The organism is Bradyrhizobium japonicum USDA 6, assembly GCF_000284375.1.
GTDB lineage: Bacteria > Pseudomonadota > Alphaproteobacteria > Rhizobiales > Xanthobacteraceae > Bradyrhizobium > Bradyrhizobium japonicum.
Window position 1 is genome coordinate 2,601,230 of the sequence record NC_017249.1, and the last position, 13,561, is coordinate 2,614,790.

Here is a 13,561-nt window from a genome sequence, read left to right on the forward strand (position 1 = left end):
CGGTCGCCGGCCGGTTATGGTTAGCGAAAAGTGCCGGTCTATGGTTAGCAGAGGGTAATGTTAACTATATGATATTGCAGAGAAATTCAAGTCGATCTTAATCTCGGCGCAAGATTCGGCGTGCTAGCAATGCGGCACGGCGGGTTGGACCCCACCCACATCAGTCCAAAGGCATGATGCCGCCCCTCCGTACCGGTGAAAGCCCGGTATGTCCCCTCGTGAAAAATGTAACGCGTACATAAAGGGACATTCGCAATGTCAAGCCTGCTTACGAACTCGACCGCCATGACCGCGCTCCAGACCCTGCGGTCTGTCGGTTCGCAACTCTCCACCACGCAGACCCGGATCTCGACCGGCCAGCGCGTGGCCACCGCTTCGGACAACGCCGCCTACTGGTCGATCGCGACCTCGATGCGCTCCGACAACGCTGCGCTCTCCGCCGTCTCCGACTCGCTCGGTCTGTCGGCCGCGACCGTCGACACGCAGTATACCGCTCTGACCACGGTTCTCGGCGACAAGGACTCCGGCCTGACCAAGCTTCAGTCGCTGCTGGTCCAGGCCAAGACGGCCGGTATCGACCGCACCAAGATCCAGGCGGACGTCACCCAGATCCAGCAGCAGATGAAGAGCACGGCCGACTCCGCGACCTTCAACGGAATCAACTGGCTGAGCATCAACACCTCGGCTACGCCTGCGGCCACGCCGACGTCCTTCAACCTGGTGTCGTCGTACTCCCGCGTCGGCGGCACGCCCACCATCGGCTCCATCACGGTGACGACCGCCAACTTCGCGCTCTACACCACCGGTGGCGCATCTCCGACCGGCATTCTCGACACGACCGTCGCCCCGCCCGCCGGTGGTCCGACGCCCGCCCCGGCCGCGGCCTCGGTCAGCAGCCTGAACATCGGTGCGCTGACCGATGCGGCGCCCGACCAGGTCCTGCTCGACAGCTACATCGCGCAGGTCACGACCGCGATCAACACGGTCGCCTCCGCCGCCGCCAATCTCGGTGCCGTCAAGAATCGCATCGCGACCAACACCGAATTCGTGAAGTCGCTGATGGACTCGGTGGATCGCGGTGTCGGCCAGCTCGTCGACGCCGACATGAACCAGGAGTCCACCCGCCTGGCGGCCCTCCAGGTCCAGCAGCAGCTCGGCGTTCAGGCGCTCTCGATCGCCAACAACAGCAGCCAGAGCATCCTGTCGCTGTTCCGCTAAGCTTCAGACCATCTGGGGAGGCCGCGCTTCTCGCGAAGCGCGGCCCTTTCGTTTGGCGTGACGCCGCGCGCACGCCGTCATTTCGGCTGCCCTGTTGCGGCCGGGACACAGAGCCACAAGCCTCGCACAAGCTTCGCGGGCTAGCGTCTCCGCTACGACAGGTTGGGCCTGCTTTTTCGCCGCCCAAAGGCATGACGCCGCCCTGTCGTACCGGTGCAAGCCCGGTATGTCCCCAAAATCAGTTCAATCTTCAAAGGGACATCAAAAATGGGTTCAAGTCTGCTCACCAACTCGTCTGCAATGACCGCGCTGCAGACCCTCCGCAATGTCAGCTCGCAGCTCGCGACCACGCAGAACCGGATCTCGACCGGCCAGCGCGTCTCGACCGCGTCCGACAACGCCGCCTACTGGTCGATCGCGACGTCGATGCGCTCCGACAACGCCGCGCTCTCCGCCGTCTCCGACTCGCTCGGTCTGTCGGCCGCGACCGTCGACACCGAATACACCGCTCTGACCTCGGTCATCGGTGACAAAGAGTCCGGCCTGACCAAGCTCCAGGCGCTGCTGGTCGAAGCCAAGACCGCCGGTATCGACCGCACCAAGATCCAGGCTGACATCACCCAGATTCAGCAGGATATGAGGCTCAAGGCCGACTCCGCGACCTTCAACGGCATCAACTGGCTGAGCATCAACACCTCGGCTACGCCCGCGGCCACGCCGTTGTCCTTCAACCTGGTGTCGTCGTACTCTCGCGTCGGCGGCACGCCCACCATCGGCTCCATCACGGTGACGACCGCGAACTTCGCCCTCTACACCACCGGTGGCGCATCTCCGACCGGCATTCTCGACACGACCGTCGCTCCGCCCGCCGGTGGTCCGACGCCCGCCCCGGCCGCGGCCTCGGTCAGCAGCCTGAACATCGGTGCGCTGACCGATGCGGCGCCCGACCAGGTCCTGCTCGACAGCTACATCGCGCAGGTCACGACCGCGATCAACACGGTGGCCTCGGCCGCCGCCAATCTCGGCGCCGTCAAGAACCGCATCGCGACCAACACCGAATTCGTCAAGACCCTGATGGACTCGGTGGATCGCGGTGTCGGCCAGCTCGTCGACGCCGACATGAATGCGGAATCGACCCGCCTTCAAGCCCTGCAGACCCAGCAGCAGCTCGGTGTTCAGGCGCTTTCGATCGCCAACCAGAACAGCCAGAGCATCCTCTCGCTGTTCCGCGGTTAAGCCTCAAGACCATCAAGGGAGGCCGCGCTTCTCGCGAAGCGCGGCCTTTCCATTTTGGCGCAAGCTCGTCGCGCGCCATGATCCCGGCCCGCAAATTCGACTTGACGCCTTGACCTGGCTCGTCGTGTTCCGGCCCGCCGCAGAGCCACAAGCCTCGCACAAACTTCGCGTGCTATCGCCGCCGTTACGACAGGTTGGGCCGCTTTTTCGCCGCCCAAAGGCATGATGCCGCCCTGTCGTACCGGTGCAAGCCCGGTATGTCCCAAAAAATTCAATCCGTTTCAAGGGGACGTCAAAAATGAGTTCAAGTCTGCTCACCAACTCGTCTGCAATGACCGCGCTGCAGACCCTCCGCAATGTCAGCTCGCAACTCGCGACCACGCAGAACCGGATCTCGACCGGCCAGCGCGTCTCGACCGCGTCCGACAACGCCGCCTACTGGTCGATCGCGACCTCGATGCGCTCCGACAACGCCGCGCTCTCCGCCGTCTCCGACTCGCTCGGTCTGTCGGCCGCCACCGTCGACACCGAATACACCGCTCTGACCTCGGTCATCGGTGACAAGAATTCCGGCCTGACCAAGCTCCAGGCGCTGCTGGTCGAAGCCAAGACCGCCGGTATCGACCGCACCAAGATCCAGGCTGACATCACCCAGATTCAGCAGGACATGAGGCTCAAGGCCGACTCCGCGACCTTCAACGGAATCAACTGGCTGAGCATCAACACCTCGGCTACGCCCGCGGCCACGCCGTTGTCCTTCAACCTGGTGTCGTCGTACTCTCGCGTCGGCGGCACGCCCACCATCGGCTCCATCACGGTGACGACCGCGAGCTTCGCGCTCTACACCACCGGTGGCGCATCTCCGACCGGCATTCTCGACACGACCGTCGCCCCGCCCGCCGGCGGTCCGACGCCCGCCCCGGCCGCGGCCTCGGTCAGCAGCCTGAACATCGGTGCGCTGACCGACTCGGCGCCCGACCAGGTCCTGCTCGACAGCTACATCGCGCAGGTCACGACCGCGATCAACACGGTGGCCTCGGCCGCCGCCAATCTCGGTGCCGTCAAGAACCGCATCGCGACCAACACGGACTTCGTCAAGACCCTGATGGACTCGGTGGATCGCGGTGTCGGCCAGCTCGTCGACGCCGACATGAATGCGGAATCGACCCGCCTCCAGGCCCTGCAGACCCAGCAGCAGCTCGGTGTTCAGGCACTCTCGATCGCCAACCAGAACAGCCAGAGCATCCTGTCGCTGTTCAAGTAAGCTCCGGCTTTGGAAACAGCCGTGCTCCCCCGGGAGCACGGTCCCCGCCATGACCGGCGGGTGTGGCGGCACAAGATGTGCCCGTAATGGAAGATCTCCCGACGCCAGACGTCATGCAACACGCCGCAGCCGATCGCGCTGCCATGCGCCCGCTTGTTGTTCCTGACCTGATCGCGTCGTCCAGGATTCTTGTAAAATTGCAACGCCTCGCCCGCGAACCGACACATTCGCCTCCTCGCGCAACCTTCAGACAAGGTTGGCAGCGGAGTGTCCCATACGTTCGCATTGGTACGAGGTCACATGCTGCTCAGTCGTGCGCAGGTACAGCAACTGCTCAACAATCTGCTGGAGCTTGGGCCGCGACGCCTGATGGCCTTGGGACTGATCGGCTTTGCCGTTCTCGTCACCGTCGTCGGCGGCGCCTATTATCTGAGCCGGCCTGAGTTCGAAACGCTCTATACTGGCCTCAATCGCGAAGACGTGACGCGCATCGGCGCCGCGCTGCGCGAGCAGAACATCACATTCGACGTCAATACGGCCGGCGACGCCGTCTCCGTGCGCCCAAGCCAGACCATGCAGGCGCGGATGCTGTTGGCCGAGAAGGGGCTGCCGACCAGCGCCAATTCCGGTTACGAGCTGTTCGACAAGATCGGCTCACTCGGCCTGACCTCGTTCATGCAGGAAGTCACCAAGCTGCGGGCGCTGGAAGGCGAGATCGCGCGCACCGTGCAGTTGATGAAGGGCGTCAAGGCGGCGCGGGTGCATATCGTGCTGCCGGTGCGCGGCTCGTTCCGGGCGACGCAGCAGCCGCCGTCGGCGTCGGTCGTGCTGCGCACCGACGGCGCGATCGAGGCGCGCACGGCGCAGTCGATCCGCCACCTCGTCGCGGCGGCCATTCCCGGCATGAGCCGGGACAAGGTGACGGTGCTGGATGCCGATGGTTCGATGCTGCTGGCCGAAGAGGATGAGGCCAGCGCCGCGCCGACCAAGATGGCGAGCCTCCAGAAGACGGTCGGCGGCATGGTGCAGGAGAACATCCGCAAGGCGTTGACGCCATATCTCGGTCTGGACAATTTCGAGGTGAGCGTTGCGCCGCAGCTCTCCACCGACAAGCGGCAGACCAACGAGACGGTCTACGACCCGGAGAGCCGCGCCGAGCGTTCGGTCCGGAACGTGCGCGAGAAGGAATCGTCGCAGAATGCGGACCGTTCGACGCCGACCACGGTGCAGCAGAACCTGCCGGACCAGCAGGTGAATGCCGGCGGCACAAAGAATTCCAGCGAGGACAAGACCCGCCGCGAGGACGTCACCAATTTCGAGGTGTCGTCCAAGACAACGACGACGGTGAGCGACGGTTACTTGGTCAAGAAACTCTTCATCGCCGTGCTGGTCAACCGCGCGCGGCTCGTCGCCGATCTCGGCGACAAGAGCAATCAGGCGATCGTCGACAGCAAGCTCGCCGAGATCAGCCAGCTCGCGGCGACGGCAGGCGGACTGGACAAGCAGCGCGGCGACCAGATCCAGGTCACGGCCGTCGACTTCATCGAAGGCTCGCGCGAACTGGCGCCGGTGCCGCCGATCAGCTTCGTCGAGATGATCAACAAGCAGCTCGGCAGCGTCATCAATGCGGTGACCATCCTGGCCGTTGCCTCGATGCTGGTCTGGTTCGGCCTTCGCCCTGCGGTCAACGGCATTCTGACGCATCGCGCCGCGCAGGAGCAGACCGAGGCGGCCGAGGCCGCCGAGCTTGAAGCTGCCACGGCCCTTGCACTGGCCGACAGTCAGGACCCCGAGCTCAACCTCGTCGAGGATCTCGAAGGCAAGATGCAGCGGACGCCGCAGAAGCGGCTGGAGCAGATCGTCCGGCTCGATCAGATGCAGGCGGCGGCAATCCTTAAAGACTGGATGCGGCGCGAGGAGGCAGCATGAACGCGGCTATCGGAAAACTCCTGACGCAGTTCGACGCGAATGGGCGGGCCAAGTCTCCACCGCAGCCTCCGCCCCCCAAGATCCAGGATGTGCTGACAAGGCCGATGGAGGTGCGGCGCGAGCCTCAGCCCCAGCCGTCGCGTCAAGCCCAGTCGCAGCCGCAGCTTCAATCGCCGCCTCCGGCGCCCGAGGCGGAAGCTCCGCCGGTCAATCTTCTCGAAGATGCCTATCGTCGCGGCCACGCCGCCGGTGTTGCGGAAGGCGATGCCAGGGTTGCCGAGGAGCGCGTCCGCAGCGCGATCCGGCTCGGCGAGGAGCGGGCCAAATGGTCCGACCAGCAGGCGGCCACGATCGTGGGCGGCTTCGAGACGGCCTGCCGCGAGATCGAAACCAACATCGCAAGCTCGGTTGCACGGATTTTGCTGCCTTTCCTCGCCGACGCCGTCCGTGACAAGGCGATCGGATCGCTAGTGGAGCAGATCGCTGCGCTGACCGGCAATTCGCCGGTGCCGGTGTTCAAGGTCACCGGCCCGGGCGAATTGCTCGATCTGGTGCGCACGCAGCTCCAGACGGCCCGGCGAACCGGGATTGAATACGAAGCCGCCGAGACTTTCGAGGTCCGCGTTGTCGCCGACCAGACCGTGATCGAGACGCAGATTGCGGTGTGGAGCGAACGTCTGAACGAGGCGCGCCGGTAGTCCGCCATGGAAGAAGTCAAGCACGAGCTGGTGATCATCCGCAGGCGCAGCGCCTTCGCCGAGGAGGCGCATCACGGCGGCGTCTGGAAGATCGCGTATGCGGACTTCATGACGGCGATGATGGCGTTCTTTCTGGTCATGTGGCTGCTCAATGCGCTCAACCAGGACCAGAAGCAGGTGGTCGCGAGCTATTTCAACCCGATCAAGCTCGCGGAGAACGCACCCGCCCCGAAGGGCCTCAAGGATCTCACCAAGAAGGAGCCGACGCAGTTCGAAGGCCAGGATGGCAAGCGTCAGCCGGCCGGGCCGAACGAAGAACGTCGCGGAGATTCGCCGACGGCGGAGAAGCCTGCCTCCTTCGAAGAGAAGGTTCTGTTCCGCGATCCCTATGCGACGCTCGCCGAGATCGCGAACAGCGCGAACCAGGCCTCGGGCCAGCGCCGTGCCGGCGCGCTGACCTCCGCCGAAGAGGACGGACTCAAGGGCGGCGATGCCTACCGCGATCCCTTCGACCCCGGCTATTGGAAGTTGGCGCCTCAATCGTCCAAGGATGCGGATCGCTTCGTCGACAGCGAGCCAAAGCCGAACGCGTCCGCGCGCGACAATGCGTCCGGGATAGGTCAGGGCGAGCCGCAGGCGCAACGTGCCAAGCAGGACGATGCCGGTGGAAGCGTGGCTCCGAACGCGGACGCGTCGTCTGCAAGCCTGTCGCCCCTGCTGCCGCCGGGGCCTGCGCCTTCGCCGGCTCAACGCGATGGCAGTGCCCAGGCAAATGCGCCGCAACCGGGCGCCCAGGCTGGCGCTCAAGCCAATGCCGCCGCGCAGCCACGCCCCGGCGATCAAGCAAAGAATTCCGAATCGCGTGATGCGGCACAGACCCAGCAGCCGACCGTCAAGCAGTTGCAGTCCGCGATCGCGGATGCGCTGTCGGACATCAAGGCCGGTGCCGGACCGGTGGCCGAGGTGCGCCAGGTCGAGGAAGGCCTTCTGATCAGCCTGACCGACGATGCGAGCTTCGGCATGTTCGCGGTCGGCTCGGCCGAGCCGCGGCCCGAGCTCATCCGTGTGATCGACAAGATCGGGCCGCTGCTGACGAAGCGCCAGGGCATGATCATCGTGCGCGGCCACACCGACAATCGGCCGTACAAGTCCGAGAATTACGACAATTGGCGGCTGTCGACCGCGCGCGCGCAGATGGCTTACTACATGCTGGTTCGGTCCGGCGTCGATGCGCAGCGGATCGAGCATGTCGAAGGCTACGCCGATCGGCGGCCGAAACTGACGAATGATCCTGCTGCCGCCCAGAACCGCCGGATCGAGATCCTGGTCCGGGAGAAGCGCCCTTGATCAGGCCGCTCCTGCGCGCCGCGCTGCTGCTGCCGTTAACGACGGTATGCGCCTTTGCCGATCCGGCACCGTCCCCGGCATCGACCTCGGGCGAGCCCTATGAGCTCGTGCGCACATTGCAGACGGTGCAGGATGGCATTGCCCGTGGCGACACCGCGGCGCATGGCAGCCACATCGCACTGACCCGGCAGGTCGGCGAAAAGTTCCTCGCCGCCGATCCGGGCGTGTGGAGCAATGCGCAGAACGGCCAGGCCGTCATCATCTATCTGCTCAGCGGCGGCGGGCCGCAGGTCGTCCGAAAGCTGCCGCGCGACAAGCTGAACGTCGACGAGCGGCTGTTCAATGGTGCGCTGGCCTATGTCGAAGGCCGCCAGGACGAAGCGCGCGAACTGCTCAAGGACGTCAAGCCGCGCACGCTGCCAACGGGTCTGGGCGGACAGGTCGCGCTGGTCCAGGGCGCGCTGTTCGCGCGCGCCGAGGCATCGCTCGCGATCGAGCGCCTGGACGATGCGCGCCTGCTGTTGCCGGGCACGCTGGTGGAGGAGGCAGCGCTGCGGCGCGAGATCCTGCTGGTCGGGCAGGCCGAGGATTTCGACAAGTTCGAGTTCCTGACGCTCGCCTATATCCGCCATTACCGCAACTCGGTCTATGCCGGGGACTTCTGGCAGCGCTTCGCCTCCGGCCTGACGCAATCGAGCATTGCTCTCGACGAGCGCCGCTTTGCGCGGATCGTCACTCTGCTGGAGCAGATCGACCGGGCGAGCCGCCTCAAGCTTTATCTCGTGATCGCGCGCACCGCGATGGTGCATGGACGGCTGGCGGTGACCCGGCTTGCAGGCGAGCGTGCGCTGACGCTCAGCGCCGACGCCTCGGAGGATCGCGAGCGCGCGCATTTCCTCCGCGGCGTCTCGCGGGCGCTCACTGACGAGTATGACGGCGGTGTCGCCGAGTTGAAGGCCCTCGACCGCTCGAAGTTGCCCGAGCGCGACGTTCCGTTGCTGAATGCGACGTTGCAGCTCGCACTCGATGTCCGCAAGCCGTTCGCGGGCGGATCCACCGCCGCCGCCGACAAGCCTCCGGTCACGCCGGCGCGTCTCGATCTCGCCGCGTCGACCGAGACGCTGGCGCGCGCGCGGAAGCAGCTCGGCGAACTCGAACGCCTTACCAGGGATCGCCCATGACGAAGCTCAGTGGAACCTCCGGACAGGTCTTTTCGGGTCTCGCCGAAAGCCTCAACATGCGCGGCGCATCGCGCTCAGGCAAATCCGCCGGAGCGAAATCGCCGGCAGATTCGTCGTTCAACGACCTGCTGCACACCGTCTCAAATCTCGCGAAGCGGGCGCTCAACGACGAGGGCGGCAACACGAGCGCGAAGGCCGGATCGTTGCGCACGCACCTCGCGCGCCCGGCCGACAAGGACAAGGCGGTGCGGGAACGCACCGAGGCGGATGACGAGCCCGAACCCATTCGCAAATCGTCCGACGAGAAAACTGAAAAATCGCCGGAGACGCAAACTCCGGTCGACCACGGCGCGAAGACCGATGTTTCGGCCCGATCGAGCATTCCGGCGGTCGTCGAACAGCAGTTCGCCGCCGTGCCGGCCGTGAAGCCGCAGCTGCAATCGCCGGCGGCCGACAAGAAGGACGCGCCTGCGCGCGACGAGCGCTCTGCCACGACGAAGCGTGAGGTCCAGGGTACCGCGAAGGTCACGTCTGCCGAGCCCGCGCCGCCCGCTGCCGCTTCAACAGGCGCGCGCTCGCAGGCCGCGCCTTCGCAGGTGGCGGCAGCCGCGCAGCAAGGCAGCGATGCGTCCTCGAAGCCAATGCCCACGACGCAAGGCTTCGAGGCCGTCACGGCCAATGTCGAACGCGCCGTCAAGGCCTCGGCGCGCGACGCATTGCCCGAAGCGACCAAGGTCACCGTGATCCAGCAGGAGACCCATCTGCCACCGGCACAGTTCAGCGCTACGCAGCAGGTCGCCAACGCAGTCGTCGCCGAGCTGAAGGAATCGCCGGCTCCGACGGCGTCCACCGCCCCCGATCTCGCGACGTCGCAGGCCACTGCGCCTGAGCCGCTCAAGATCCTGACGATCAATCTCGAACCGCCGGCGCTCGGCAACGTCACGGTACGCCTTCGTCTGGTCGGCTCGGAGGTTTCAGTTCACCTCGCGGCCGCGCGCAAGGACACCAGCCTGATGCTGGATCAGCAGCGCGACTCGATCCGCGATCTCATGCAGTCGGCGGGCTACGTCGCCGACGTCGCGCCCGTGCAGCACGGCTCGCTGGACGGATTCCAGAGCGGCTCCGGCCAGCCGCAGCCGCAGCTGTCCGGCCAGCAACAGCAATCGTCGCAGTCGCAAGGCACGTTCGGCGGCGCCGGCACGTCGTCCGGGCAATCGGACGGCGGTGCGAGGCAGGCCCGGCAGGAGCGCCAGTCCAACGAGGAGACGCGTCATGACCAGGACGTGGGGCCGCATACTCGCCGCGGCCCTGTTTATCTCTAGCGCGGGCGCCGCGCTAGCTGCGACCGACAACGCGCGCCCGTGCGAGCGCGAGATGGCGCGCGCGTCCCAGCAGCATGGGATCCCGCTCGGCATTCTCTATGCGGTCGGCCTCACCGAGACCGGGCGGCGCGGTTCGCTCCACCCTTACGCGCTCGGCGCCGACGGCCAGACCGTGTTCGCCAAGGACATGAACGACGCGATCGCGAATTTCGAGGCGATGCGCAGCAAGGGCATCAAGCTGATCGACCTCGGCTGCATGCAGATCAACCATTACTATCACGGCGACAAGTTCACGTCGGTGCGCGCGATGTTCGATCCCGCGAAGAACGTCGAATACGCCGCACGCTTCCTGAAGGAGCTGAAGCAGCGCGAGGGCAGCTGGACCATGGCGGTCGCGCGCTACAACGCCGGCCCCAACAATCAGCCCGCGCAGAAGCGCTACGTCTGTCACATCGTCGCTCATCTCGTCTCCAGCGGCTTCGGCGCGTGGACCGACAAGGCGCGCTCGTTCTGTCAGCCGAAAACGACCTGACAACATGAAGTTGTGCACGGTTCCCGACCATCAGCCCCGCGCAAGCAAGAACCCTCATTGTAGCTGCAACCTACCAAAGGAGCCCAATTCATGAGCCTGTATGGTGTTATGCGCACCGGCGTTTCCGGCATGTCTGCGCAATCCAATAAGCTGTCGACGGTCTCGGACAACATCGCGAACGTCAACACGACCGGTTACAAGCGGGCTTCCACCGAATTCTCCTCCCTGATCCTGAAGAGCGGTTCGGGCAATTACGATTCCGGAGCCGTCGAGACGACGGTTCGCTACGCCATCAGCGACGCGGGACACACGCAGTTCACCACGTCGACCACGGACCTCGCCGTGCAGGGCAACGGCTTCTTCGTGGTGTCGAACGTCACCAACACGCAGCAATATCTGACGCGCGCTGGCTCGTTCGTGCCGGACGCCCAGGGCAATCTGGTCAACGCGGCCGGCTACTACCTTCTGGGTCAGCCCGGTAAGGTGACCAATTTCTCGCAGAACAGCCTGTCCGGCATGCAGATCGTCAACATTGCCCAGGTTTCGCAAGTGCCCGTGCCGACGACGGCGGGGACACTCACGACCGGCAATCTGGATCCGAAAGCGGCTGTGATCGCCGGTCCGCCTGGACCGGCGTCATATTCGTCGAAGAGCTCGATCGTGGCCTACAACAATATCGGCCAGGCCGTTACGCTCGACGTCTACATGTCCCACACGGCGACGGCCGCCGGCTCGGACACGTGGCAGATTCAGGCTTACAACTCCGCGACAGGTGCGTCGGTCGGCGCCGCCACCACTCTCACCTTCGATACGACCGCAACCGGCAAAGGCGCGCTGGCCGCGGCGAGCCCGACGACTCTCGCCTTCACCGTCCCCGGCGGTGCGGCGGCGACCCTGGACCTGTCGAATCTGACGCAGACCGGAACCGATTTCAGCTTCAAGGCGACCGTCAATGGCAGCGCTCCATCGGCCATCGACAAGGTCGATGTCGACGATTCGGGCTTCGTGACGGCCATCCTCAAGAACGGGCAGCAAATGACGCTCTACACCATCATGCTCGCCGACGTCGCGAGCCCCGACAACCTGACGCCGGAGCCCGGCAACGTCTATTCGACCAACATGAATTCCGGCAACGCGCAGGCCGGGAATGCCGGTACCGGCGGTCTCGGCACTGTCCAGTCGGGCGCGCTCGAGGACTCCAACGTCGACCTCGCGGACGAGCTCACCGGAATGATCGAGGCGCAGCGCGGCTTCACTGCGAATTCGAAATCGTTCCAGACCGGCGCCGATCTTCTCGACGTCGTCGTCAACCTGAAGCGCTGAATCCTCAAGCGCTCATTCCGGGCAAGAGCAAATCATGTCCCTTACCGCCGCTCTCGACTCCGCTCGTGCGTCGCTCATGGCGTCGGGCATCCAGTCTTCGACGATCTCGCGCAACATAGCCGGTGCCACCGCCACCGGCTATTCGCGCAAGATCGCCGTGCTGGACAATCTCCCCGGGGCCGGCGTCTATGTGGCGGCGATCCAGCGCGCCGCCAGCTCGGGTCTCTATAATAACGTCCTGATCGCGACATCTGGGTCCGCCAAGCAGAATGCGATCCTGGACGGTCTTCAGAAGATATCGGCCTCGACTGTGGACGATCCCGAACTTGGGCAGTCGCCGGCTGCCCAGCTCAACAAGCTGAAGCAGGCGCTCCAGCAATATGCCAACGCTCCGGACAACACCACGCTGGCGCAGGCGGCGGTCACGTCCGCCAAGGACATGGCGACCTCGCTCAACCAGGCCACCAAGACCGTGCAGTCGGTACGTGAGGGAGCGGATGCCGATATGGCGACTTCGGTCGCCAATATCAATCAGCTCCTGACCCAGTTCGATAAGGTCAACACCGCGATCGTGAAGGGGACGATCGCCGGTGACGACGTCACCGACTATCTCGACCAGCGCGACAACATCGTCTCGAAGATGTCGCAGGAGGTCGGCGTCTCGATGACGCTGCGCGCCAACGGCGACGCGGCGCTCTACACCGACAGCGGCGTCGTGCTGTTCGACAAGACGGCGCGCTCGGTCAGCTTCGCTGCGACCAACATCTATACGCCAGGGACCACCGGCAATGCCGTCTATATCGACGGTGTCCCGGTCACCGGCGCCAATTCCGTGATGCCGATCAAGACCGGCAAGCTCGCTGGCCTCGCCCAGTTGCGCGACAACGCCACGGTCACGTATCAGAGCCAGCTCGACGAGGTCGCACGCGGCCTGGTCGAGGCCTTCAAGGAGGTCGACCAGTCCGGCGCTGCGCTGCCCGACCGGCCGGGCCTCTTCACCTATCCCGGCTCACCCGCGATGCCCGCAAGCGCGACCGTCTCGGTCGGCCTCGCCGGCTCGATCAGCGTTGCCGCGTCGGTCGACCCGGCCCAGGGCGGCAATCCGAACCTGCTGCGTGATGGCGCGATCAGCGGCAACGTCGCCTACAGATACAACACCACCGGCAATGCCGGCTACTCGACCAGGCTGCAGCAGCTCATCGGCAACATGGATGCGTCGCAGCCGTTCGATCCAACCACGCAAGGCAAGCCGACCGGCAGCTTGATCGACTTCGCGGCGTCGTCGACGAGCTGGATCGAAAACCAGCGCAAGGCCGCGGACGACAACGCCACCTATCAGAACACGCTGCTCGACCGCAGCACCGCGGCGCTGTCGAATGTCAGCGGCGTCAACATGGACGACGAGATGTCCTTGATGCTTCAGGTCGAACGCACCTATTCGGCGTCGTCGAAGATCATCTCGACCGTCGACCAAATGTTGCAGAGCCTGCTGGCCGCCGTGGGGAATTAAG

General features: G+C 65.1%; 11 protein-coding genes. All 11 read left to right on the top strand.

Translation table 11 applies throughout. The features are described 5' to 3' along the window. The first annotated feature begins 255 nt into the window (after nucleotides 1–255). The 11 genes from BJ6T_RS12205 (at nucleotide 256) to flgK (ending at nucleotide 13,560) form a co-directional block, all read left to right on the top strand. The gene (locus tag BJ6T_RS12205) at nucleotides 256–1,218 is read left to right on the top strand and encodes a flagellin N-terminal helical domain-containing protein (RefSeq protein WP_014492668.1); all 963 of its coding nucleotides are present in this window, start codon (nucleotides 256–258) and stop codon (nucleotides 1,216–1,218) included. 267 nt (nucleotides 1,219–1,485) lie between these two features. Then, entirely contained in the window at nucleotides 1,486–2,454 is a 969-nt protein-coding gene (locus BJ6T_RS12210) for a flagellin N-terminal helical domain-containing protein (protein WP_014492669.1), read from the top strand. A gap of 298 nt (nucleotides 2,455–2,752) precedes the next feature. Then, complete coding sequence (locus tag BJ6T_RS12215; protein WP_014492670.1) at nucleotides 2,753–3,718, top strand: flagellin N-terminal helical domain-containing protein; 966 nt, start codon at nucleotides 2,753–2,755, stop codon at nucleotides 3,716–3,718. Nucleotides 3,719–4,018: 300 nt separating this feature from the next. Further along, a complete protein-coding gene (gene fliF, locus BJ6T_RS12220; RefSeq protein WP_014492671.1) occupies nucleotides 4,019–5,647 on the top strand; it encodes a flagellar basal-body MS-ring/collar protein FliF in 1,629 nt (542 codons plus the stop codon). Then, on the top strand, nucleotides 5,644–6,345 hold the full coding sequence (locus BJ6T_RS12225) for a hypothetical protein (RefSeq protein WP_014492672.1): 702 nt from the start codon (nucleotides 5,644–5,646) through the stop codon (nucleotides 6,343–6,345). The genes fliF and BJ6T_RS12225 overlap by 4 nt, the downstream gene beginning before the upstream one ends. 6 nt (nucleotides 6,346–6,351) lie before the next feature. Continuing rightward, entirely contained in the window at nucleotides 6,352–7,692 is a 1,341-nt protein-coding gene (locus tag BJ6T_RS12230; protein WP_014492673.1) for a MotB family protein, read from the top strand. Continuing rightward, a complete protein-coding gene (locus tag BJ6T_RS12235) occupies nucleotides 7,689–8,873 on the top strand; it encodes a chemotaxis protein (RefSeq protein ID WP_014492674.1) in 1,185 nt (394 codons plus the stop codon). Before BJ6T_RS12230 ends, BJ6T_RS12235 begins: the two co-directional genes overlap by 4 nt. Further along, nucleotides 8,870–10,195 carry a flagellar hook-length control protein FliK gene (fliK, locus tag BJ6T_RS12240; protein ID WP_014492675.1) on the top strand — a complete coding sequence of 442 codons (1,326 nt, stop codon included), beginning with the start codon at nucleotides 8,870–8,872 and terminating at the stop codon, nucleotides 10,193–10,195. Before BJ6T_RS12235 ends, fliK begins: the two co-directional genes overlap by 4 nt. Continuing rightward, nucleotides 10,146–10,727, top strand: coding sequence for a lytic transglycosylase domain-containing protein (locus tag BJ6T_RS12245; protein WP_014492676.1), 582 nt, complete (start codon nucleotides 10,146–10,148; stop codon nucleotides 10,725–10,727). The genes fliK and BJ6T_RS12245 overlap by 50 nt, the downstream gene beginning before the upstream one ends. 90 nt (nucleotides 10,728–10,817) lie before the next feature. Next, complete coding sequence (locus tag BJ6T_RS12250; RefSeq protein WP_014492677.1) at nucleotides 10,818–12,050, top strand: flagellar hook protein FlgE; 1,233 nt, start codon at nucleotides 10,818–10,820, stop codon at nucleotides 12,048–12,050. A 34-nt stretch (nucleotides 12,051–12,084) separates the two neighbouring features. Further along, nucleotides 12,085–13,560 (top strand): flagellar hook-associated protein FlgK, encoded by a 1,476-nt coding sequence (flgK, locus tag BJ6T_RS12255; protein ID WP_014492678.1) that lies wholly within the window; start codon nucleotides 12,085–12,087, stop codon nucleotides 13,558–13,560. The last annotated feature ends 1 nt before the right edge of the window (nucleotide 13,561 follow it).